The organism is Streptomyces sp. NBC_01454 (assembly GCF_036227565.1).
Taxonomy (GTDB): Bacteria; Actinomycetota; Actinomycetes; order Streptomycetales; family Streptomycetaceae; genus Streptomyces.
The window spans coordinates 2,376,746-2,399,836 of the sequence record NZ_CP109460.1; the positions used below are offsets into that span (position 1 = coordinate 2,376,746).

Genomic DNA, 23,091 nt, shown 5'->3' on the forward strand with positions numbered 1-23,091 from the left:
ACTCTCTTCGTCGCGGTGCCCGGCACACCAATCGTGAGGCGAACTGCTCAGTCCTGCGGCTCGACCCCGGCCCGCAGCAGCCCGTAGGCGTAGGCGTCGTCCAGTGCCTGCCAGGACGCGGCGATGACGTTCTCCGCGACGCCGACCGTGGACCACTCGCCCTTGCCGTCGCCGGTGGAGACCAGGACGCGGGTGATGGAGCCGGTGCCCAGGGCGCCCTCCAGGATGCGGACCTTGTAGTCCACCAGCTCCATGTGGGCCAGTTCCGGATAGATCTGCTCCAGGCCCACCCGCAGCGCCCGGTCCAGGGCGTTGACCGGGCCGTTGCCCTCGGCGGTGGCGACGATCCGCTCGCCCTTGGCCCACAGCTTCACGGTCGCCTCGTTGGCGTGCGTCCCGTCGGGGCGGTCCTCGACGATCGCCCGCCAGGACTCGACGGTGAAGTAGCGCACCGGCCTGCCCCGGACCTCCTCGCGCAGCAGCAGCTCGAAGGACGCGTCGGCGGCCTCGTACGTGTAGCCCGCCAGCTCGCGCTCCTTGACCCGCCCGACGAGGCGGCCGACCAGCTCGCGGTCGCCGCTGAGATCGAAGCCCAGCTCCTTGCCCTTGAGCTCGATGGAAGCACGGCCGGCCATGTCGGAGACCAGCATCCGCATGGTGTTGCCGACCAGGGCCGGATCGATGTGCTGGTAGAGGTCCGGGTCGACCTTGATGGCGGAGGCGTGCAGCCCGGCCTTGTGGGCGAAGGCCGAGACGCCGACGTAGGGCTGGTGGGTGGAAGGGGTGAGGTTGACGACCTCGGCGATGGCGTGCGAGATCCGGGTGGTCTCGGCGAGCTTGCCCTCGGGCAGCACCCGGCGCCCGTACTTGAGCTCCAGGGCGGCGGCGACGGGGAAGAGATTGGAGTTGCCGACCCGCTCGCCGTAGCCGTTGGCGGTGCACTGCACGTGGGTGGCGCCCGCGTCCACCGCGGCCAGCGTGTTGGCGACCGCGCAGCCGGTGTCGTCCTGGGCGTGGATGCCCAGCCGGGCGCCGGTGTCCGCGAGGACGGTCCGCACGACCGCGGTGATCTGCGCCGGGAGCATCCCGCCGTTGGTGTCGCAGAGCACCACGACATCGGCGCCGGCCTCGCTCGCGGTCCGCACGACCTGCTTGGCGTAGACCGCGTCCAGCGCATAGCCGTCGAAGAAGTGCTCGCAGTCGAGGAAGACCCGGCGGCCCTGGGCCCGCAGATAGGCGACGGTGTCCCCGACCATCGCGAGGTTCTCCTCGGGTGTGGTGCGCAGCGCCAGCTCCACGTGCCCGACATGGGACTTGGCGACCAGGGTGATCACCGGGGCCCCGGACTCCAGGAGCGCGGCGACCTGCGCGTCGTCCTCGACGCGCACGCCGGCCTTGCGGGTGGCGCCGAACGCGACCAGCTGGGCGTGCCGGAAGTCGATCTCCGCGCGGGCGCGCTGGAAGAACTCGGTGTCCCGGGGGTTGGCGCCGGGCCAGCCGCCCTCGATGAAGCCCACGCCGAAGTCGTCGAGGTGCCGGGCGATGGTCAGCTTGTCGGCGACGGTGAGGTTGATGCCCTCGCGCTGCGCGCCGTCGCGCAGCGTGGTGTCGAAGACGTGGAAGTCGTCGGACACCGCGGCGGCGGGGGTCGGGGAGGGTTCTGCTGCGTCCGTCATGCTCGTTTGGCTCCTGTCGGGATCTCGGTCTACCGGAATAACCGGTTCCACCGCCCCTCCATGCTCCCTCGCGCTCCGCCTCCGGTGACGTGTGGGCCGGAAACGAAAAGACCCCTCGCGGGTGCGAGAGGTCTGCGCGCGGGTCTGGGACGACGGTGGCCGCGCCGTACTCGGTTCGTACGGGGCGGTCACTGCGGACCGGCGCGCCTGCTGCCAATAATCATGGCGAACGAGAGCACGGTCCGCAGTGTGCCACAACCCCGGGCGGCGTGGACGGCGGTCTCACCATGCGGGCGCACCGCCCATGCGGTCGGCCGTGCGCCCGGCCGGCCGCGCGCTCAGTCGGCGACGGGCGCCGGCCGCGGCGCCTTCGCGGCGGCCACGCTCCCCCCGGCCCCGACCTGGTGCAGATCGATGGTGCGGGTCTCGCGCATGCTGAGGTAGACGATCAGCGAGACGGCCGCGCAGCCGGCGACGTACCAGTAGTAGCCGGACTCGTGACCGTCGCCCTTGAACCACAGGGCGACATACTCCGCGGTGCCGCCGAACAGCGCGTTGGCGATGGCGTAGGGCAGGGCCACGCCCAGTGCGCGGATGCCGGTCGGGAACAGTTCGGCCTTCACGCAGGCGTTGATCGAGGTGTAGCCGGTGACCACGACCAGCGCGAGCAGCGAGAGCCCCAGGGCCGGCCAGAAGCTGCCGGCGTGCTTGAGCAGCGTCATGATCGGCACGGTCAGGAACGTCGAGCCGACCGCGAAGGTGATCAGCAGCGGGCGGCGGCCGATCCGGTCGGAGAGCTTGCCGGCCAGCGGCTGGAGGCACATGAAGAGGAACAGCGCGCAGAAGCTGACCAGCGAGGCGGTCGGCTTGTCCAGGCCGGCGCTGCCCGAGAGGTACTTGGTGAGATATGTCGTGTACGTGTAGTACGCGACCGTGCCGCCCATGGTGAGCGCGATGACCAGGAACGCCTCGCGCTTGTGGGCCAGCAGCGCCTTGAGGGTGCCGCGCGCCGGGTCGGCGTGGGCACCCTCGTCCGCGGCGTACACCTCGGTCTCCAGCATGTTGCGCCGCAGATAGAAGACGATGGCGGCGCCCAGCGCACCGATGATGAACGGGATCCGCCAGGCCCAGCTGTGCAGCGCGTCGTCGGACAGGGTCCGCTGGAGCACGATCAGCAGCCCGAGGCCCAGCAACTGTCCCGCGGTCATCGAGACGTACTGGAAGCTGGAGGCGAAGCCGCGCTGCCCGGGGGCGGACGCCTCGGTGAGGTAGGTGGCGCTGGCCGCGTACTCGCCGCCGACCGAGAGACCCTGCAGCATCCGGGCCAGGAGCAGGACGGCCACGCCGCCGTAGCCCGCGACGCCGTACGTGGGGGCCACGGCGATCAGGATCGCCGAGACGGACATCAGCGTGACGGTCAGGGTCAGCGCGGCCTTGCGGCCCTTGCGGTCGCCGACCCGACCGAGCACCCAGCCGCCCACCGGCCGCATGAAGAAGCCGACGGCGAAGATCCCCATGGTGTTCATGAGGTTCGCCGTGTCATTGCCCTTCGGGAAGAACGAATCGGCGAAGTAGACCGCGAAGCTGGCGTAGACGAACCAGTCGAACCACTCGACCATGTTGCCGGCCGAGCCCACCCAGATCTTTTTCCATTGCTCTCGTCCCATAGCCGCTAAAGGTCGCGGACCGGGTGGCCCTCGGCAAGGGTCACGGTCGCAACGATCGCGCGTACTTGCGTGCGTTGCGGTCACGGGCGGGGGCTGCGGAGCGGGGCCGGTCCGGGACGCCGGCCGCGGCGGCACGCCCCACCCGTACCGCATAGGGTCACCGTCGAGGCTGCCCACGGCGCGCCACCGACCCGGTCGCCGGGTGAGGCCCGGGTCGTGCGAGAGAAGAGAGAAGCGAGATGTCCGAACCGCAACCGCAAGCAGGGCAACGGCCGGTCCCCACCAGCGCCGAGGCGGCGCTGGAGATCGGGCGGGGGCACTTCCCCGCTGTCTGGCCGGACGGGGAGCAGCCGACGCTGCACGTCCACGAATTCGACCTCGGCTACCTGGTGTACCCGGTGTTCCCGCCCCGGACGGACCCCACCGCCTATCCGCGTGACCCGGGCGGCTCCCACATCGTGATCTCCAAGACGGACGGCGCGGTCAGCGCGCTGCCGAACTACCCGCCGGAGCAGGCCGTGGAGATGTACCGCCGCCACTTCCTGCCTGGGACGTAGGGCCCGAACGGGCCCCGGGCGCCGCGGGTTCCGTGGCGCCCGGCCCGACGGCCGGTCAGTCCCGGGGGACGGACAGCGATTCGTCGAAGAAGTCCCTGAGGTGGTCGCGTACGTCATCGCGGTCGGTGCCCGGGAGGCCGACGACGAGGTGGGTGCCGAAGCCGTCGAGAAGGGCGCGGGTGCGGGTGGCGAAGCGCTCGGCGTCGACGGGCCGGAACTCGCCCTTCGAGATGCCCTCGACGAGCAGCGCCACCAGGTCACGGTGCCAGGCGAGCTCCAGGTCGAGCTGGCGCTCACGGGTCTCGTCGTCGGCGTTCTGGGAGCGGTTCCACACCTCCAGCCACAGGGTCCAGCGCGGGTCGCGGTGGCCTTCGGGGAGGTAGAGGCCGACCAGGGCGTCGAGGCGTTCGCGGGCCGGGACGCGGCGGGCGAGGGCGGCCCGGCGCTCGGTGCCGAGCTGCTCCTCGCTCCACTGCAGGGTCTGCACCAGCAGCTCGTCCTTGGTGCCGAAGTAGTAGAGGATGTGGCCGCTGCTCATCCCCACCTCGCGGCCCAGCCCGGCCATGGTCAGCCGGTCCAGGCCCTCCGCGGCGATGGTCGCCATCGCCGCGGCCAGGACCTGTTCGCGCGGCTGGTTCAGCCGGCGCCGGGGACGGCGCGCGGGAGAGGGCACGGAGACCTCCGGGGTCGGCGGGGCGGGCCTGCGGCTCAGGCCCTGGGCTGCTGCTGGGTGATGCAGTGGATACCGCCACCCGCTGCGAAGATCGTACGGGCGTCCACGAGGGTCACCGTCCGGCCGGGGAAGAGCCGGCGGAAGAGCGCGGCCGCCTCCTCGTCGCGGGGGTCGTCGAAGCCGCACAGCACCACGCCATCGTTGCAGAGGTAGTGGTTGAGGTAGGAGTGGTCGACCGGCTCGCCGTCCTCCTCGATGACGGTCGGCGCCGGCACCTCGATGACCTCCAGCCGCCGTCCCCGGGCGTCGGTCGAGGATCGCAGCAGCTTGGCGATCTCGGTGCAGATCGCGTGGTCGGGGTGGTCGGGGTCGGGCTGGGAGTGGACCAGGACGGTGCCGGGACGGGCGAAGGCGGCGACGAGGTCGACATGGCCGCGGGTGCCGAACCGCCCGTAGTCGGCGGTCAGTCCGCGCGGCAGCCAGATCGCCTTGGTGGTGCCCAGGTACGCGTGAATCTCGGCCTCGGCCTCCTCCTTCGTCCGGCCCGGGTTGCGGCCCGGGTCGAGCTGAACGGTCTCGGTGAGCAGGACGGTCCCCGCACCGTCGACGTGGAGGCCGCCGCCCTCGTTGACCAGCGAGCTGGCGTAGCGGCGGGCGCCGGCCAGCCCGCAGACCTGCCCGGCGATCTTCTCGTCGTGGTCCCAGCGGGCCCATTCCTGGGCGCCCCAGCCGTTGAACACCCAGTCGGTCGCGGCGAGTTGCCCCGTGCCGTCGGTGAGGAAGGTGGGGCCGATGTCGCGCATCCAGGCGTCGTTGAGGGGGCGTTCGACGAGCTCGATGTCCGCGCCGAGGAGTGCCCGGGCGCCCTCGGACTGTCCCGGGCCGGCGACGACGGTGACCGGCTCGAAGCGGCGCACGGCGCGGGCGACGGCGGCCCAGGCCCGCCGGGCCCGGGCCAGCCCCTCCCCGCCCTCCTCGCCGAAGGTGACGTTGGGGCCGGGCCAGGCCATCCAGGTGCGCTCGTGCGGGGCCCACTCGGGGGGCATCCGGAAACCGTCGGCGGAAGGGGTGTTCATGCGGGGTCCTCGGGGTCGGTAACGGGGTGACGGGCGGGCCGGTTCACAGGGACGTGTGCACGGGGACGTGTTCACAGGGACGTGTTCACAGGAAGTAGAGGCGGGACAGCGAGACGGTGTCGGCCGGCTCCGAGCGCATCGGGTCGCCGTCGAGGGTGACCAGGCCGCTGCCCCCGTCGACCTGCACCTGACCGACCCGGGAGTTGTGGACGAGGTTGCCGGGGCCGATGCCGCGGGTGCCGCGGACGGCGACCCGGCGGCGGCGGGTGGGCATCCCGTCACCGCCCTGTTCGGCCGCGGCGCGGGCGACGAAGGCCACGGAGATCTCCGCCGGGGTCGCGCCGTACGCCCCGAACTGCGGCCCCAGCACCAGGGGTTCACAGGTGTCGGTGGCGGCGTTCGGGTCGCCGGTGACCCCGTAGGCGGGGAACCCTGACTTCAGCACCAGCTGCGGCTTGGCACCGAAGAACTGCGGCTTCCACAGCACGAGGTCGGCCATCTTGCCGACCTCGATCGACCCGATCTCGTGCGCGAGACCGTGGGCGAGGGCGGGGTTGATGGTGAGCTTGGCGACGTAGCGCAGCACCCGCGCGTTGTCGTCGTGCGGGCCGTCCCCGGCCTCCCCGTTCCGGGGAAGAAGGGGCCCCAGCTCGGCCTTCATCTTGCCGGCCATCGCGAAGGTGCGCCGGACCGTCTCGCCCGCGCGGCCCATGCCCTGGGCGTCGGAGGAGGTGATGCCGATCGCCCCGAGGTCGTGCAGCACGTCCTCGGCGCCCATCGTGCCGGCCCGGATCCGGTCGCGGGCCATGGCGGCGTCACCCGGCAGATCGGTCTTCAGGTCGTGGACCGAGACGATCATGCCGTAGTGCTCGGCGACCGCGTCCCGTCCGAAGGGCAGGGTGGGGTTGGTGGAGGAGCCGATGACGTTCGGGACGCCGGCCATCTTCAGGACGTTGGGGACGTGGCCGCCGCCGCAGCCCTCGATGTGGAAGGCGTGGATGGTGCGGCCGTCCAGGACGCGCAGGGTGTCCTCGACGGAGAGGCATTCGTTGAGGCCGTCGCTGTGCAGCGCGACCTGGACGTCATGGTCCTCGGCGACGCGCAGCGCGGTGTCCAGGGCGCGGGCGTGCGCCCCCATGTCCTCGTGCACCTTGAAGCCACAGGCACCGCCCTCGGCGAGCGCCTCGACCAGCGGGGCCTCCCCCGAGGAGGAACCGCGGCCCAGGAAGCCGATGTTGACCGGCCAGGCGTCGAAGGCGCCGAAGGCATGGCCCAGCGCCCAGGGCGAGTTGACGCCGACGCCCCACACCGGGCCGAATTCCTGGCCGATGATCGTGGTCACGCCGGAGGCCAGGGAGGCCTCCATGACGCGCGGCGAGAGCAGATGGACATGGGTGTCGACGGCACCCGCGGTAGCGATCATGCCCTCGCCGGAGACGATCGAGGTACCGGTGCCGACGACGACATCGACGCCGTCGAGGGTGTCGGGGTTGCCGGCCCGGCCGATCGCGTGGATGCGGCCCTCGCGGATGCCGACGGACACCTTGCGGATGCCCTGCACCGCGTCGATGACCAGCACGTTGCTGATCACCACATCGCAGGTCTCGCGGACCGCGGCGGCCTTGAGGTGCAGCCCGTCGCGGGCGGTCTTGCCGAAGCCGGCCAGGAACTCGTCGCCGGGCTTCTGGGCGTCGGACTCGACCCGGACGACCAGGCCCGAGTCGCCGAGGACGACCCGGTCACCGGCCCGCGGGCCGTGCACCGACGCGTACTCGTGGGGATCGATGCCGCCCGTCATGCCCGCTCCTCCGCTCCCAGGTAGCCGCAGGCGGCGGCCCGCCGCAGCGCTTCCGTCTTCGCGCCCGGCGCGTCCAGCGGGCCGTCCACCAGGCCGGCGAAGCCGATCGCGATCCGGTCGCCGCCGATCGGGACCAGCCCGACCTCCTCGGCGCCGCCGGGGTCGAACCGCACCGACGAGCCGGCCGGGACGCACAGCCGCATGCCGTACGCGGCCGCGCGGTCGAAGGCCAGCCGGGGGTTGACCTCGAAGAAGTGGAAGTGCGAGGTGACGCTGATGGGCACCGTCGCGGTGTTGCGCACGGTCAGCACCACCTCGGGCGCCGGCCCCCGGCCGGCCGGGCCGGGCAGCACCGCACCGGGCGCGGACGCCGCGTCGCCACGGCCGGACGCGGGCCCGGCCCCGATCGGGTCGCCGACCACCGCGAGCCGGGATCCGTCGTCGAAGACGGCTTCGACGTGCACCTCGGTGACGACCTCGGCCACGCCCGGCAGCACATCGTCCGGGCCGAGCACGCCGCGGGCGGCCTCGATGGCCTGCGCGAGGCGGCGCCCGTCCCGCGCCGCCTCGCAGACGGTGTCCGCGATCAGCGCGGTCGCCTCGGGCACATTCAGCCGCAGTCCGCGGGCCCGGCGGGTCCGGGCCAGTTCGGCCGCGCCGAAGAGCAGCAGCCGATCGCGTTCCGTCGGAGTCAACCGCATCCCGTCACACCTCCCGGTTGGTTAGAGCGCCACTCTAACCATGAAATTCGCGCCGGGGAAAGCATTGACCGCGGGCAAGTGGGTGAGCGACATTGGGCGCTATTCCCGCGACGCGAGGCGCTAGAGCGACGCTCTAAATGACCTCGCCGCCCGCGGCGCCCGGTGCGCGCGGCACTGCCGTCCTGCGGACGCGGAGCACGGAGCACCGCGCCCACCGAACGGCGGCCACAGCGGCACCGCTCACCTACTGTTGTCCGGCCTCTCAGGGGAGCCCTCATGCCGATCGAACAACGCGGAGTCGACACCGTCCCGGACGAGGAACGCACCAGCGGCCCCCGTGATCTCGTCTCGATCCTGCTCGGGTCGAACCTCGCCCTCGGTGTGGTGATCTTCGGCTGGCTCCCGGTCTCCTTCGGGCTCGGCTTCTGGCCCTCGGTGACGTCCCTGGTGGCCGGCACCGTCGCCGGCACCCTGCTGACCGCCCCGCTCGCCCTGGTCTCGCTGCGCAGCGCCACCAACCTGTCCACCAGCAGCGGCGCTCACTTCGGGGTGCGCGGCCGCCTCATCGGCTCGGTCATCGGTCTGCTGCTGTCGCTCGGCTACACCGCGCTGACGCTGTGGGTCGGCGGGGACGCGGTCGTCGGCGTGCTGCACCGGCTCGTCGGACTGCCGGCCGGCGGCGCGGCCTACGCCGTGGTCTACGCCCTGCTGGCCGGCGCCACCACCCTCGGCGCGGTCTACGGCTACCGGGTGCTGCTGCGGCTGAGCAAGGTGCTCGCCCTGGGCCTGACCGTGCTGCTGGCCGTCGGCATCGTCGCGTACGCCGGCACCTTCACCACCGCGCCGCCGCACGGCAGTTCGTACCTGCTGGGCGGCTTCTGGCAGACCTGGCTGCTGGCCGCCGTCTCCGCGGGACTGAGCGGCCCGATCGCGTTCATCACCCTGCTCGGGGACTACAGCCGCTATATCTCCCCGCGCCGGCACAGCAGCCGGAAGGTCTTCGGCGCCACCTGTCTGGGGCTGGTGGTGGGTCTGCTGGTGCCGCAGCTGTTCGGTACGTTCACCGCGCTCGCCGTGGGCGCGGGCACCGACTACGCGGGCCCGCTGGTGGCCGGCGCCCCCTTCTGGTACCTGGCGTTCCTGCTGCTCAACGCCTCGGCGGGCTCGGTCGGCAACGCCGGTCTGATGCTCTACAGCATGGGCCTGGACCTGGACGCGATCCTGCCGCGCGCCACCCGCACCCGGGCCACCTCGGTCGTCGCCGTGGTCTCGACCGTGCTGGTCTACGCCGGTCACTTCCTGTGGGCCGCGCAGGACGCGATGACCTCGTTCGTGCTGCTGATGACGGCCGTCGGCACGCCCTGGGCGGTGATCACCGTGATCGGCTTCGTCCGCTGCCGCGGCGCCTACGACCCGGAGTCCCTCCAGGTCTACAACCGCGGCACCCGCGGCGGCGTGTACTGGTACCGGGCGGGCTGGCACGTCCGGGCCGGCGCCGCCTGGGCGCTGGGCTCGGTGGTCGGCGTGCTGGGCGTGGACACGCCGTTCTACCAGGGGCCGCTGCTGCCCCTGACCGGCGGCATCGACCTCAGCTTCCTGCTCGCGGCGGCCGTGGGCGGGCTCGCCTACCTGGCCCTCACCGCCCGCGAGCCGCGCCCGGCCACCGCGGCGGCCACCCGGGCGCCCGCCGCCCCGGCCGCCGCGGCGCACGCCCCCGCGGAGGCCGGCTGAGCGGGCCCAGCCGGGCAAAAGGCCGCAAACCCCCCGGCCCCGGAGGGGCGGGAGGCCGCGACCCGGTCCGGATCAGCCCAGGGGGTGCATCCAGCCGTGCGTGTCCTTTGCGACGCCGCGCTGGATGTCCAGGAGCGCCTCGCGCAGCCTGAGGGTGACCTTGCCGGGCTCACCGTCGGACTGGGTCCACTCCCCGCCCGCGCTCTTGACCGTGCCGACCGGGGTGATCACCGCGGCGGTGCCGCAGGCGAAGACCTCGGTGAGGGTGCCGTTCTCGGTGTCGGCCTTCCACTGGCCGATGGAGATCCGGGCCTCTTCCGAGGCGTAGCCGAGATCGCAGGCGACGGACAGCAGCGAGTCACGGGTGATACCGGCGAGGAGGGAGCCGGTCAGCGTGGGCGTGACGATCTTGACGCTGCCCGCGGAGGCGTCCTCGTACACGAAGTACAGGTTCATCCCGCCGAGCTCCTCGACCCACGTGTGCTCCACGGCGTCGAGGTAGGCGACCTGGTCACAGCCCTGGGCGGCGGCCTCGGCCTGCGCCAGCAGCGAGGCGGCGTAGTTGCCGCCGGTCTTGGCGTCACCCATACCGCCGGGGACGGCCCGCACCCGGTTCTCGGACAGCCAGATGGAGACCGGCTGGACGCCGCCGGGGAAGTAGGCACCGGCCGGCGAGGCGATCACCACGAAGAGGTACTCGTTGGCCGGCTTCACGCCGAGGCCGACCTCGGTCGCGATCATGAACGGGCGCAGGTAGAGCGACTCCTCGCCGCCGTGCGCGGGCACCCAGTCCTTGTCCTGCCCCACGAGCGCGTCGCACGCCTCGATGAAGGTCTCGACGGGCAGCTCCGGCATGGCCAGCCGGCGCGCGGAGGCCTGGAAGCGCCGGGCGTTGGCATCGGGGCGGAAGCTGGCGACGGAGCCGTCGGGCTGCCGGTAGGCCTTGAGGCCCTCGAAGATCTCCTGCGCGTAGTGCAGGACATTGGTCGCCGGGTCGAGCGAGAGCGGTCCGTAGGGCACGAGCTGGCCGTCGTGCCAGCCGCGGCCCTCGGTCCACTTGACCGTCACCATGTGGTCGGTGAAGTGGCGGCCGAAGCCGGGGGCGGCCAGGATCTGCTCCCGCTCCGCGTCGGACAGCGGATGCGAGGAGGGCTTGAGCTCGATCGTGGGCGTCGTCATGAGTGCATGTCCTTCACTGCGTGTTCCGATACCGCTCGTCACCGGCCCAACCCTCCGGCCGGGGGGTGAGGGGGTCGGCCCCCACCATGCGGCACCGGTGCGGTTTGTACGGCCGCGCTCACGGCAGTTCTTGAACGTACCGGTCGTGCTGGGGACGTCCGAGTTCTCGCGGGCGGCGATGCCACGTCCGATTATCGCTCGTGGCCCCCGGCCGCCGGAACCGTGTGCGCGCTCCGGGTCCGATGGTCGCACCCCGCCGGGCCGCGGCGCGGAGCGGGTCACGACGTACAGCGCCGGACCTGGACGTGTCCGTCCCGGCCCGGCGCTGTCGGCGGTGCGTGTGCGCTGCTGCGGGCCTCAGCCCGCTACTCGCGCGGCGAGGGCGTCGCCGGTCTCCTCGGTGCTGCGCGGCGCGTCGCCGCGGGCCTGAAGATCGGCCACGACGGCCTCCTCGATGCGGGCGGCCTGCGGCGCGTAGCCGAGGTGGCGCAGCAGCAGGGCCACCGAGAGGACGGTCGCCGTCGGGTCGGCCTTGCCGGTGCCCGCGATGTCGGGGGCGGAGCCGTGCACCGGCTCGAACATCGAGGGGAACTCGCCGGTCGGGTTGATGTTCCCGGAGGCGGCCAGGCCGATACCGCCGGTGACGGCCGCGGCGAGGTCGGTGAGGATGTCGCCGAAGAGGTTGTCGGTGACGATCACGTCGAACCGCTCGGGCTGGGTGACGAAGAAGATCGTCGCGGCGTCGACATGCAGGTAGTCCGTGGTGACCTCGGGGTACTCCCGGCCGACCTTGTCGAAGATGTTCTTCCACATGTGGCCCGCGTACACCAGCACGTTGTTCTTGTGCACCAGCGTCAGCTTCTTGCGGGGGCGGGCGTTGGCCCGCTCGTACGCGTCGCGGACCACGCGCTCCACGCCGTAGGCGGTGTTGAGGCTGACCTCGGTGGCGACCTCGGCGGGGGTGCCGGTGCGCAGCGAGCCGCCGTTGCCGGTGTACGGGCCCTCGGTCCCCTCGCGCACCACCACGAAGTCGATGTCGGGGCGGCCGGCGAGCGGGGTGGAGGTGTTCGGGAAGAGCTTCGACGGGCGCAGGTTCACGAAGTGGTCGAAGGCGAAGCGGAGCTTGAGCAGCAGCCCGCGCTCCAGCACACCGGAGGGCACGGACGGGTCACCGATCGCACCGAGCAGGATCGCGTCGTGCTGCTTGAGCGACTCCAGCTCCTCGTCCGGCAGGGTCTCACCGGTCGCATGCCATCGCCGGGCACCGAGGTCGTACTCCTTGGTTTCCAGCTTGACGTCCTGCGGGAGGACCGCGGTCAGGACCTTCAGGCCCTGGGCCACGACTTCCTGGCCGATACCGTCACCGGGGATCACTGCGAGGCGAATGCTGCGAGACATGCTGCGGACCCTACTCGTCCGTCCCATTGTTTGACACGTAACGTCCGCCATACGGACATACGAGCCGCCGGCCGACCGCCCGCGCCGTACCTCCACAGGTGACCCCCGGTCAGAACCCGTCTTCCCTCTGCACGCCGGCGAGGGCCCGCTCACGGTGAGCCGCCCCGCTTCGCGCAGGCAGGGGCGCCCGGGATCCGGGCGCCCCTGAGGGTCAGGACAGGAAGAGCCAGCGGGCCACGGACAGCCGGATCCGCCAGCAGCAGCGGCACGGCACCGAGGCCGGCCTGGTCAGCACGGACCCGCTTCGCACGCGCAGCATCTCAGTGCCCGGTGGAGCCGCCGTTGTCCCGGCGGTCGAGGGCACGCTGCAGGGCGGCCGCCGCGTTCCTGCGGTCGGCTTCGCTGGTCGTCCGGACGGAGTGACGGGTCCTGCGGACAGCAGTCTCGGCCATGATGCACGTCTCCAATGCCAGAGCCCCGAGAAGAAATGGGATGCGTCGATCCAGAAGCGGCCGGAAAAGGCGGGGGCCTCGGCACGGCAGGGGTCACCTGCGCTTGCGCACCGGGCCGCATCCGCAATCGCTCGATGGAGCGCTACGTTCGGCTTCCTACAACGCTAGGACAGCTCGGCCGTGATGTCTGCACAATTACTTGGGCTTCCTACTATCTGAGACGGCGACCGTGTACTCGAATGAGTGATCTACGGACATCCGCAGGTCGAGGGCGTGCCCGGCTTCCTAGCTTGGCGGTGTCGCTTGTGCCACGAGGACGAGCCCGCCCACACTTAGGAGGAGGTGCTGCACCATGACCGCGCTCGCGCAGGAGGCGCCCGTGACCACGCCGGACATCACGACCCCGGAGACCACGACGCCCGGATCCGCACTCGACGAGGTCCTGTGGCAGGCATGGAAAGCCATGGAACTCCCCGAGGGCTTCCACGCCGAGATCATCGAGGGGTCCATCGAGGTGTCGCCCACCGGACGTTTTGCACACGGTCAGATCGCCAACTGCTTGCGGGACAAGCTGGTGGTGTTCCTGGCAGAAAGTGAGTACGTGGCACGCCAGGACATGAATGTCGTCCACGATCGCAAGGTATGGATCCCCGATTGCTTCGTCGTGCCGGAAGATCCCGAGGAGCATGTCACCGACGACGGTATCGGCATCAAAGCGTCCGCCGTGCAGATGATCGTCGAGGTGGTCTCTCCAGGCCACGACGGCCTTGAACGCGACCGTGAACGCAAGCGCCGTGCCTACGCCCGCGCCGGCATCCCGGTCTACGTTCTCGTCGACGACTACGACGACCACGGCACCGTGAGCGTGCTCACCTCGCCCCGCCCCGACGACGGGGTCTACACCGACGCGCACTGTGTCGCGTACGGCACCGAAATCACCATCCCCGAAGGCCCCGCCAAGGGCTTCACCATCACCGAGTCCATCACCGGCCCGCCGCGCACCGCCTGACGCGACGCCGACGGCCCGGCACCCCTGGGGAGAGGGGTGCCAGGCCGTCGGCGTGCGTGCCGCCCGTGGGTCAGCCCATGTGCGGGTAGCGGTAGTCCGTCGGCGGGACCAGGGTCTCCTTGATGGAGCGGGTCGAGGTCCAGCGCATCAGGTTCTGCTTGGCGCCGGCCTTGTCGTTGGTGCCGGACGCACGGCCGCCACCGAAGGGCTGCTGGCCGACGACGGCGCCGGTCGGCTTGTCGTTGATGTAGAAGTTGCCGGCCGCGAAGCGCAGCAGCTCACAGGTGCGGGCAGCCTCGGCACGGTCCTGGGCGATGACGCAACCGGTCAGGCCGTACGCCGAGGCGGACTCCATCTGGGTGAGCATCGCGTCGTAGTCGGCGTCGTCGTAGACGTAGACGCCGAGGATCGGGCCGAAGTACTCGTCCTTGAAGATCTCGTTCTCCGGGTCGGTGGAGACCAGGACCGTCGGGCGGACGAAGTAGCCCTCGCTGTCGTCGTACGTACCGCCGGCCACGACCTCGACGGTCGGGTCGGCCTTGGCACGGTCGATCGCCGCCTTGTTCTTGGCGAAGGAGCGCGCGTCGATGACGGCGGACATGAAGTGCGACAGGTCCGAGACGTCGCCCATGGACAGGGCGTCGACCTCGGCGGCGAACTCCTCCTTGAGGCCGGCGTTCCACAGCGACGCGGGAACGTAGGCGCGGGAGGCCGCGGAGCACTTCTGGCCCTGGAACTCGAAGGCACCACGGGTCATGGCGGTCTTCAGCACGCCGCGGTCGGCCGAGGGGTGGGCGACGATGAAGTCCTTGCCGCCGGTCTCGCCGACGAGCCGCGGGTAGGTCTTGTAGTTCTCGATGTTGTTGCCGACCGTCTTCCACAGGTACTGGAAGGTCTTGGTCGAACCGGTGAAGTGGATGCCGGCGAGGTCCGGGTGGGTCAGCGCGACCTCGGAGACGTCCTTGCCGTCGCCGGTGACGAGGTTGATGACGCCCTTGGGCAGTCCGGCCTCCTCCAGCAGCTGCATCAGCAGCACGGCCGCGTAGGTCTGCGTCGGGGACGGCTTCCAGACCACGACGTTGCCCATGAGGGCGGGCGCGGTCGGGAGGTTGCCGGCGATCGCGGTGAAGTTGAACGGCGTGATCGCGTAGACGAAGCCTTCGAGGGGGCGGTGGTCCGAGCGGTTCCAGACGCCCGGGGAGTTCGCCGGGGGCTGCTCGGCGAGGATCTGGCGTGCGAAGTGCACATTGAAGCGCCAGAAGTCGATGAGCTCGCAGGGGGTGTCGATCTCGGCCTGCTGGACGGTCTTGGACTGGCCGAGCATGGTGGCGGCGGCCATCGTCTCGCGCCAGGGACCGGAGAGCAGGTCGGCGGCCTTGAGGATGATCGCGGCGCGGTCGTCGAAGGACAGCGCGCGCCAGGCCGGGGCGGCGGCCAGCGCGGCGTCGACCGCGTCCTGGCCGTCCTTGACGGTGGCGTTGGCGTACGTGCCGAGGCGGGCCGAGTGGTGGTGCGGCTGGACGACGTCGAAGCGCTCGCCGCCGCCCATCCGGCGCTCACCGCCGATGGTCATCGGCAGCTCGATCGGGTTGCCGGCCAGCTCCTTGAGCTTGGCCTCCAGACGGGAACGCTCCGGGCTGCCGGGGGCGTAGGTGTGGACCGGCTCGTTCACCGGCACGGGGACCTGGGTCACAGCGTCCATAGCGGCCGTGTCTCCTTCGATTTCGCTCGTCGGTTGTCGTACGTCGTGGTGCGGCCGCGGCCGCGTCGGAGGGGCGACTGCGGGCGGCGCCGTCCGGGTGTGCACCCCGGGCTTCCAGCATCCACCCGCGCCGGCCTCCGTGGGGCTCTCAGCCGCGGGTCGCCAGCGACCTCAGGAAGAATCCGAGGTTCGCGGGGCGCTCGGCGAGCCGGCGCATGAAGTAGCCGTACCAGTCGGTGCCGTAGGGGATGTACACCCGCATACGGTGCCCCTCGGCGACCAGCCGCTGCTGCTCCGCCTCGCGGATGCCGTAGAGCATCTGGAATTCGTAGTCGGCGGGCTTGCGGCCGTTGCGGTGCGCCAGCTCCTGGCTGATGGCCACCATCCGCGGGTCGTGCGACCCGATCATGGGGTAGCCCTCCCCCGCCATCAGGATCTTCAGACAGCGCACATACGCCCTGTCCACCTCCCGCTTGTCCTGGAAGGCGACGCTCGCGGGCTCCTTGTACGCGCCCTTGACCAGCCGTACCCGGGAGCCCTCCCCGGCGAGCGCACGGCAGTCGTCCTCGGTACGGAAGAGGTAGGACTGCAGCACCGCACCGGTCTGCGGGAACTGCTCGCGCAGATCGGCGAGGATCGCCAGGGTGGAGTCGACCGTGGTGTGGTCCTCCATGTCGAGGGTCAGGGTCGTACCGGCCTCGGCGGCGGCCTCGACCACCGGCCGGACATTCTTCAGCGCCAGCTCGTGGCCGCCGGACAGCGCCTGCCCGAAAGCGGACAGCTTGACCGACATCTCGGCCTTGACGCCGAGTCCGTGCTCCTTGAGAGCCGCGGCCAGCTGGAGGTAGGCATCGCGGTTGCGCAGCGCCTCGGCCGGGTCGGTGATGTCCTCGCCCAGGTGGTCGAGGGTGACCTCCAGGCCCCGGGCGGCGAGCGACCGCACGGCCGCCATCGACTCGTCCAGCCGCTCGCCGGCGACGAACCGGTCCACGACGGGGCGGGTGACCGGAGCGGCCGCGACGATGCGGCGGATGCTGTCGCTGCGCGCTGCGGCGAGAAGCACGGGACCCAGCATGGGCACCTCCACGATTCAGGGGACACGTGCCGTGCGGACCCCGGACCGGGCGAACGCGTCGGCAAGATTGAGCCACCTGAAACTTAAGGATCGCGCCACTTCCCGGCCATCGACAGCTGTCACGCCTTCGTGGTCGGGATCTCAGACAGATGTATGAGAATGAGGGGAAGGAACCGATGCCAGCGATGACTGTGGTGTGACAGTTGTCGAAGATGCCGGAGATGCCGGTGGGGTGGCACCAGGGAGAGGAGCCGGACGGCGGATGCGGGGCGACTACCAGCAGCTCGTGGACGAAATCTCGGCGGCGCTCGGCGCCCCGGCGACGCTGGAGGACCGGGATTTCGGACTGATCGCGTTCGGGGCGCACGAGGGCGACGACGACGAGGTCATGGACCCGGTGCGCACCCGCTCGATCCTGCAGCGCCGTTCGTCGGCGGCGGTACGGGCCTGGTTCGAGGCCTTCGGGATCGCCCGCGCAAGGACGGCGCTGCGCATTCCGCCGGACCCGGCCGCCGGGGTCTTCCGGGGGCGGATCTGCCTGCCCGTACGCCATCGAGGCATCGTGCACGGCTATGTCTGGCTGCTGGACGACGGGCATCTGACCGACCTCGAACTGGGCGGCCGGGGCGCGCCGCCCGACCCGCGGATCGCGCAGGCGATGGAGACCGCCTCCCGGATCGGCGCACTGCTGGCCGACGAGGCCCGCGCCGGGTCCGAACTCGGCGATCTGCTGCGGGAGTTGCTGGAGGCGCCGGCGGCCGGGCGGCCGGCCGCGGCGGCCGCCCTGCGCGAGGCGTTGCGCGAGGGCCTGCGCTACACCCCGGGCGCCCCGCTCACGCTGGTCGCGGTGCTGCCCTGGGAGACCTCGGACACCGACACCGCGCCGCTGCCGGGCCTGCCGGGCCTGCTCGCCGCGTGCGCCCTGCCCGCGGGCGGCGGCCCGGAAGGCGGCCCGGCCGGGGACGCGGCCAGGACCGGCGCCGAGCACGGCACGGGACCGGGCGGCCGCTCCGGGGCCGCGGACCGGCCACGGCCCGCGGCGGCCGTCCCCGCCCTGGCCGCGCTGGTACGGCTGCGCGCGGCCGGTGCGCTCTCCCCGGCCCATGCGGTGGCCGAGCAGCTGCTGCGCTCCCCGCGCGCGGGCGCGGGCCCGGCCGGGGCGTCGGCGGCGCGGGGCACCCCGGCGGCCGGCGGCGGGCAGCCCACGCCGCTCGGGCCGGGCGCCGCCGGAATCGGCGCCGGCACCGCCGAGTTGACCGCGCTCCCGGCCACCTGGCGGGAAGCGCTGGACGCGGCCCGCGCGGCCCGCGCCGAGCCCCGGCTGGGCCCGGTCACCCAGTGGGACGCGATCGGCGCGTACCGCATGCTGACCACGCTGCCGGACCCCGCACCCGACCCGGTCATCGGCCCGCTGCTGGCCCCCGCGCATGCCGAACTCGCCCGCACCGCCGAGGTGTTCCTCGACTGCGCGGGGCAGGCGAGCCGGACCGCACAGCTGCTGGGCATCCACCGCCAGACGCTCTACTACCGGCTGGGCCGCGTGGAGAAGCTCACCGGCCTCGACCTGGACGACGGGGAGCACCGGCTGCTGCTGCACATGGCACTCAAGGCGGCACGGCTGTGAGCGGGGCCGGCCCGATCGGCCGGCCCGCCGGTGCGGCTCGCCGGTGCGGCTCGCTTCGGCCGGTCAGGTGAGAGCGACGGCTGGGCCCGTCCCCCCGGGAGCCGCCGCGCCCCGGGTCACTCCGGCCCCGGCACCTCGCCCGCGGTGACCCGGCGCAGCGCGGTGGCGAGGTCCCGGCCGGTGGGCATCCGGTCCGGGGCGAGCAGCGACTGGACCATCAGGCCGGTGAGCAGGGCCCGGTAGAAGGAGCCGACGACGCGCGCCGTCTCGGCATCGACCTCCGCGTCCGGCACCCCTTCGAATGCCGCGACGAGCTCCTCGCCGCCCTCCGGGAGGACCTCGCCGATGGCCTCCCGCAGCGCCGCATCGCGCGGCAGCAGCCCCAGCACCTCGACCTGTGCCGCGATGAACTGCGGTTGTGTGGCGATCCGTTGCAGGGCCCGGTCCCAGACGGCGGCGAAGCGGCCCAGCGGGTCCCCGTCCGGCGCCTGCTCGTCGCCGGCGGCCGGCATCCGGGCGAGGCCCGCGCCCCACTCCTCGGTGGTCGCGATGACCGCCTGGCGCATCAGGGCGTCCTTGGAGCCGTAGTGGTAGCCGATGGAGGCGAGGTTGGCGCCGGAGGCGGCCACGATGTCGCGGGCGGTGGTGCGCGCATAGCCCTTCTCCAGGAGGCAGCGTTTGGCGCCCTCCAGAAGGTCCTCACGGTGTCCCATGAGGGGAGCCTATCGCCGCCTGTACGCACGTACCGGACGGACGTATGAGACGTACGTACATGACCGCGCCGGCCGCCTTTTCCCGTCCGCCGCCTTCCTCGACCGCACCGACGGGACGGTGTGCGGGCGGAGGCCGCATGCTCGACAGCGGCCTCCGCCGCTCCCCCGGTCCGGGGCACCCCACCCGGTTACCGGAGCCGGTCCGGCCCGGACCCCTCTCCCGGGTCCGTGCCGTGGTCGGTCTCGGGCTTCTGCTCCCTGCCGCGCAGGGCGTCCTCGTCGTCACGGCCGGAGGGCCTCGGCCCCGCGCGTGTCCCGGCGCCCGATCCGGCCAGCGGCCCGTCGACCAGCTTGTTGCGCTCGCCGCCCGCCCGGCCCGGGGAGCCGCCCTCCTCCCGGGGCCGGGCGGGCGGCTCGGCGTCCTTCACGCCGGCCGCGCCCGCGCCGGACGCCGTGCCCGCGCCGCCGCCCCGAGCGGGCCCGGGGCCGGACGCCTCCGTGCCCGCACCCGGCGTCTCCCCGGCGGCCTCCTCCGGATCCTCCGGACCGGAGACACCCGGCCGGGGCATCCCGTAGTGGCGATAGAGCTCGGTTTCCTCGGAGGGGTCGAGATGGCCGTCGACATCGATCCGCGGTGCGGCCTTGATGGTGTGCTTGTCGTGCGGAACGTGCAGCTCGTCGCCGGTCCGGGTGGCCCCGGCGAGCGGGATGAAGGTCTCCTTCATCCCGAACAGCCCGGTACGCACCGTGATCCACTCGGGGTCGTTGGTGGCGTCGTCCCGGTAGACCTGCTGGACCTTGCCCACCTTCACGCCGTCCGTATCGACCACCTGCAGACCGGTCAGGCTGTGCGGGGCGTCCCCCAGGGGTGCATTCATGGCGTCCGCTCTCCTTCCACACGCACCGGCTGGGGCACGCGCAGTACCCATTGCGCGCCGCGCGCCTCCCGGCAGCGACTCGGCAAGAGACCCGCCGGCCCGGGGCTCCGGCGGCCCGACGGCGGCGCCTGCGGCCTCCACGACCTCCCCCTCCGATACGCCATTCGGGTGAATGGTGGACGCCTCGGAGATCGCCGGAGGCCGGGTCGCGCACCGCCGCCGCGGCCGTACGATGCCGGCACAGCGACGGGCCCGGACTCCGCCGAAGCGGCATCCGGGCCCGTTGAGCTGCGAAAACCTACGGTCAGTCGCCGAGGTTCACCGCGCGCACCGAGGTCGCGCCGATCTCCTCGGCGATCTCGATGAGCACATTCGGCGGAATGGTGTCGTCGACGGTCAGCGCGACCAGCGCCTCGCCACCGACATCGGCCCGGGAGACCTGCATCCCGCCGATGTTGATGCCCGCCTCGCCCAGGATCCGGCCGACGGTGCCGACGACACCGGGGCGGTCGCTGTAGCGCAGGAAGGCCATGTGGTCGGCGAGCGACAGATCGATGGAGTGCTCACCGACCGCGACGATCTTCTGGATGTTCTTGTGGCCGGACAGCGTGCCGGAGATCGACACCTCGTCGCCGCCCGCGAGGGTGCCGCGCACGGTCACCACATTGCGGTGCTCGGGCGACTCGCTGCTGGTCGTCAGCCGCACCTCCACGCCGCGCTCCTGCGCGAACAGCGGGGCGTTGACGTAGGACACCGTCTCGTCGACGACATCCTCGAACACGCCCTTGAGCGCGGAGAGTTCCAGCACCTTGACGTCGTGCTGGGTGATCTCGCCGTACACCTCGACGTCCAGGCGCATCGCGACCTCGCCGGCCAGCGCGGTGAAGATCCGGCCCAGGCGCTCGGCCAGCGGCAGGCCCGGCTTGACGTCCTCGGCGATCACTCCGCCCTGGACGTTGACCGCGTCCGGGACCAGCTCGCCGGCCAGCGCGAGCCGCACCGACTTGGCGACCGAGATACCGGCCTTCTCCTGCGCCTCGCCCGTGGAGGCACCGAGGTGCGGGGTGGCGACGACCTGGTCGAACTCGAAGAGCGGCGAGTCGGTGCAGGGCTCGGTCGCGTAGACGTCCAGGCCCGCGCCGGCCACCCGGCCCTCCTTGAGCGCGGTGGCCAGCGCCGCCTCGTCGACGATCCCGCCGCGCGCGGCGTTGACGATCCGGACCGACGGCTTGACCTTGTGCAGCGCCTCGTCGCCGATGAGACCGACGGTCTCGGGCGTCTTGGGGAGGTGCACGGTGATGAAGTCGGAGACCGCGAGCAGCTCGTCGAGGGTCAGCAGCTTGACGCCCATCTGCGCGGCGCGGGCCGGCTGGACGTAAGGGTCGTAGGCGACGACCTTCATGCCGAACGCCGACATCCGCTGGGCGACCAGGACGCCGATCCGGCCGAGGCCGACCACGCCGAGGGTCTTCTCGCTGAGCTCGACACCGGTGTACTTGCTGCGCTTCCACTCGCCGTTCTTCAGGGCGGTGTTGGCCTGCGGGATGTTGCGGGCCGTGGCGACCAGCAGACCGCAGGCGAGCTCGGCGGCGGTGACGATGTTGGAGGTCGGGGCGTTCACGACCATCACGCCGGCCTTGGTGGCGGCGGAGACGTCGACGTTGTCCAGACCGACGCCGGCGCGGGCGACGACCCGCAGCTTCTTGGCGGCGGCGATGGCCTCGGCGTCGATCTTCGTCGCGCTGCGCACGAGGACGGCGTCGACATCGGCGATCGCGGGGAGCAGCTCGGCGCGGTCCGCGCCGTTGCAGTGCCGGATCTCGAAGTCCGGCCCGAGGGCGTCGACGGTGGCGGGCGACAGCTCTTCGGCGATGAGTACGACAGGTTTCGAGCTCACGTGGTCTTCAGTCCTCACTAGTCCTTCGCGGACGGCCGTCCCGACGGCCGAAGGCGGTGAAGGGGGAAAGCCGCGTGGAAGACGCACGACGCTGTGAGCCTGACGCGCTTGTGCAATGCAGTGTAGTGGCGGTGCGGGGCGCGTCCTGTGCCGAAGCGAAAGGATCACCCGTGCGTGGTTCCGCGCGGCGGACGGGCGCCGCTGCGGGGCGCGGGGGTCAGGGGGCCGTCGGCCGGGCCGCGGCCCCCTGACCGGTGGCTCACGCCTCGTCGTCCACCCAGCTCATGAGCTTGCGGAGCTTCTTGCCCGTGCTCTCCAGCAGGTGGTCCTCGTCGGCCTTCTTGTACTCGTTGTACTTCGGCAGACCGGCGTTGTACTCGGCCATCCAGTTGTTGGCGAAGGTGCCGTCCTGGATCTCGGCAAGCACCTTCTTCATCTCGGCCTTGGTCTGGTCGGTGATGATGCGGGGGCCGGTGACGTAGTCGCCCCACTCGGCGGTCTCGGAGACCGACCAGCGCATCTTCTCCAGGCCGCCCTCGTACATGAGGTCCACGATCAGCTTCAGCTCGTGGAGGCACTCGAAGTACGCGATCTCCGGCTGGTAGCCCGCCTCGACCAGGGTCTCGAAGCCGGCCTTGACCAGCGCCGAGGCGCCACCGCAGAGCACGGCCTGCTCACCGAACAGGTCGGTCTCGGTCTCCTCGGTGAAGGTGGTCTTGATGACGCCGGCGCGGGTGCCGCCGATGCCCTTGGCGTAGGACAGCGCCAGCGCGAAGGCGTTGCCGGACGCGTCCTGCTCGACGGCCGCGATGCACGGCACGCCGCGGCCCTCCTCGTACTGGCGGCGCACGAGATGGCCCGGGCCCTTGGGGGCGACCATGCACACGTCGACGTTCGCCGGGGCCTTGATGAAGCCGAAGCGGACGTTCAGGCCGTGACCGAAGAACAGCGCGTCGCCGTCCTGGAGGTGGTCCTTGATGGACTCCTCGTAAACCTTGGCCTGGATCGGGTCCGGCACCAGGATCATGATGACGTCGGCCTCGGCCGCAGCCTCGGCGGGCGTGACCACTCGCAGGCCCTGCTCCTCGGCCTTGGCCTTGGACTTGGAACCCTCGTGCAGACCGACGCGCACGTCGACGCCCGAGTCCCGCAGCGACAGCGCGTGGGCGTGGCCCTGGCTGCCGTAGCCGATGACCGCGACCTTGCGGTTCTGGATGAGGGAAAGGTCGGCATCGTCGTCGTAGAACAGCTCGGCCACTTCGGGTCTCTCCTTGGATCTAGCGGG

Annotated in this window: 19 protein-coding genes; 4 read left to right on the plus strand and 15 right to left on the minus strand. The window is 71.8% G+C overall.

All coding sequences use genetic code 11. From position 1 onward, the window contains the following. Positions 1–47: 47 nt before the first annotated feature. A complete protein-coding gene (cimA, locus tag OIU81_RS10245) occupies positions 48–1,676 on the minus strand; it encodes a citramalate synthase (RefSeq protein ID WP_329146056.1) in 1,629 nt (542 codons plus the stop codon). Positions 1,677–2,014: 338 nt separating this feature from the next. Then, on the minus strand, positions 2,015–3,343 hold the full coding sequence (locus OIU81_RS10250; protein WP_329146058.1) for an MFS transporter: 1,329 nt from the start codon (positions 3,341–3,343) through the stop codon (positions 2,015–2,017). 239 nt (positions 3,344–3,582) lie between these two features. On the opposite strand from OIU81_RS10250, the gene OIU81_RS10255 reads away from it, so the two are divergent. After that, the gene (locus tag OIU81_RS10255) at positions 3,583–3,900 is read left to right on the plus strand and encodes a hypothetical protein (protein ID WP_329146060.1); all 318 of its coding nucleotides are present in this window, start codon (positions 3,583–3,585) and stop codon (positions 3,898–3,900) included. Positions 3,901–3,955: 55 nt separating this feature from the next. Here OIU81_RS10255 and OIU81_RS10260 read toward each other — a convergent pair whose 3' ends face one another. The 4 genes from OIU81_RS10260 to ureA all read right to left on the minus strand — a co-directional run bounded on the left by OIU81_RS10260 (position 3,956) and on the right by ureA (position 8,148). Further along, positions 3,956–4,573, minus strand: coding sequence for a TetR/AcrR family transcriptional regulator (locus tag OIU81_RS10260; RefSeq protein WP_329146062.1), 618 nt, complete (start codon positions 4,571–4,573; stop codon positions 3,956–3,958). A 35-nt stretch (positions 4,574–4,608) separates the two neighbouring features. Next, positions 4,609–5,649 carry an agmatine deiminase family protein gene (locus tag OIU81_RS10265; RefSeq protein ID WP_329146063.1) on the minus strand — a complete coding sequence of 347 codons (1,041 nt, stop codon included), beginning with the start codon at positions 5,647–5,649 and terminating at the stop codon, positions 4,609–4,611. Between the two features lie 85 nt (positions 5,650–5,734). After that, the gene (locus tag OIU81_RS10270; RefSeq protein ID WP_329146065.1) at positions 5,735–7,447 is read right to left on the minus strand and encodes an urease subunit alpha; all 1,713 of its coding nucleotides are present in this window, start codon (positions 7,445–7,447) and stop codon (positions 5,735–5,737) included. After that, a complete protein-coding gene (ureA, locus tag OIU81_RS10275; protein WP_329146068.1) occupies positions 7,444–8,148 on the minus strand; it encodes an urease subunit gamma in 705 nt (234 codons plus the stop codon). Before ureA ends, OIU81_RS10270 begins: the two co-directional genes overlap by 4 nt. A 276-nt stretch (positions 8,149–8,424) precedes the next feature. Here ureA and OIU81_RS10280 point away from each other — a divergent pair, with 276 nt between their 5' ends. After that, positions 8,425–9,879 carry a cytosine permease gene (locus tag OIU81_RS10280; RefSeq protein ID WP_329146070.1) on the plus strand — a complete coding sequence of 485 codons (1,455 nt, stop codon included), beginning with the start codon at positions 8,425–8,427 and terminating at the stop codon, positions 9,877–9,879. A 72-nt stretch (positions 9,880–9,951) separates the two neighbouring features. Here OIU81_RS10280 and OIU81_RS10285 read toward each other — a convergent pair whose 3' ends face one another. The 3 genes from OIU81_RS10285 to OIU81_RS10295 form a co-directional block, all read right to left on the minus strand. After that, the gene (locus OIU81_RS10285) at positions 9,952–11,058 is read right to left on the minus strand and encodes a branched-chain amino acid aminotransferase (protein WP_329146072.1); all 1,107 of its coding nucleotides are present in this window, start codon (positions 11,056–11,058) and stop codon (positions 9,952–9,954) included. Positions 11,059–11,415: 357 nt separating this feature from the next. Next, complete coding sequence (locus OIU81_RS10290) at positions 11,416–12,456, minus strand: 3-isopropylmalate dehydrogenase (protein ID WP_329146074.1); 1,041 nt, start codon at positions 12,454–12,456, stop codon at positions 11,416–11,418. A gap of 320 nt (positions 12,457–12,776) precedes the next feature. Continuing rightward, complete coding sequence (locus OIU81_RS10295) at positions 12,777–12,908, minus strand: hypothetical protein (RefSeq protein ID WP_327154627.1); 132 nt, start codon at positions 12,906–12,908, stop codon at positions 12,777–12,779. Positions 12,909–13,260: 352 nt separating this feature from the next. On the opposite strand from OIU81_RS10295, the gene OIU81_RS10300 reads away from it, so the two are divergent. Further along, a complete protein-coding gene (locus OIU81_RS10300; RefSeq protein ID WP_329146078.1) occupies positions 13,261–13,917 on the plus strand; it encodes a Uma2 family endonuclease in 657 nt (218 codons plus the stop codon). Between the two features lie 70 nt (positions 13,918–13,987). Here OIU81_RS10300 and pruA read toward each other — a convergent pair whose 3' ends face one another. Together pruA and OIU81_RS10310 are read right to left on the minus strand one after the other, a co-directional pair. Further along, the gene (gene pruA / locus OIU81_RS10305; protein ID WP_329146081.1) at positions 13,988–15,619 is read right to left on the minus strand and encodes an L-glutamate gamma-semialdehyde dehydrogenase; all 1,632 of its coding nucleotides are present in this window, start codon (positions 15,617–15,619) and stop codon (positions 13,988–13,990) included. 148 nt (positions 15,620–15,767) lie between these two features. After that, the gene (locus OIU81_RS10310; protein ID WP_329146083.1) at positions 15,768–16,694 is read right to left on the minus strand and encodes a proline dehydrogenase family protein; all 927 of its coding nucleotides are present in this window, start codon (positions 16,692–16,694) and stop codon (positions 15,768–15,770) included. A gap of 262 nt (positions 16,695–16,956) precedes the next feature. On the opposite strand from OIU81_RS10310, the gene OIU81_RS10315 reads away from it, so the two are divergent. Next, positions 16,957–18,318: a PucR family transcriptional regulator gene (locus OIU81_RS10315; protein ID WP_329146085.1), complete on the plus strand. Its 1,362-nt coding sequence runs from the start codon at positions 16,957–16,959 to the stop codon at positions 18,316–18,318. Positions 18,319–18,434: 116 nt separating this feature from the next. On the opposite strand, the gene OIU81_RS10320 is transcribed toward OIU81_RS10315, so the two are convergent. From OIU81_RS10320 to ilvC, 4 genes are all read right to left on the minus strand, one after another. Further along, positions 18,435–19,031, minus strand: coding sequence for a TetR/AcrR family transcriptional regulator (locus OIU81_RS10320; protein ID WP_329146087.1), 597 nt, complete (start codon positions 19,029–19,031; stop codon positions 18,435–18,437). Positions 19,032–19,219: 188 nt separating this feature from the next. Then, a complete protein-coding gene (locus OIU81_RS10325; RefSeq protein ID WP_329146089.1) occupies positions 19,220–19,909 on the minus strand; it encodes a PRC-barrel domain-containing protein in 690 nt (229 codons plus the stop codon). A gap of 304 nt (positions 19,910–20,213) precedes the next feature. Beyond that, positions 20,214–21,806, minus strand: a complete 1,593-nt coding sequence (gene serA / locus OIU81_RS10330; RefSeq protein WP_329146091.1) for a phosphoglycerate dehydrogenase — start codon at positions 21,804–21,806, stop codon at positions 20,214–20,216. Positions 21,807–22,065: 259 nt separating this feature from the next. Further along, positions 22,066–23,064, minus strand: coding sequence for a ketol-acid reductoisomerase (gene ilvC, locus OIU81_RS10335; protein ID WP_329146093.1), 999 nt, complete (start codon positions 23,062–23,064; stop codon positions 22,066–22,068). Between the last annotated feature and the right edge of the window lie 27 nt (positions 23,065–23,091).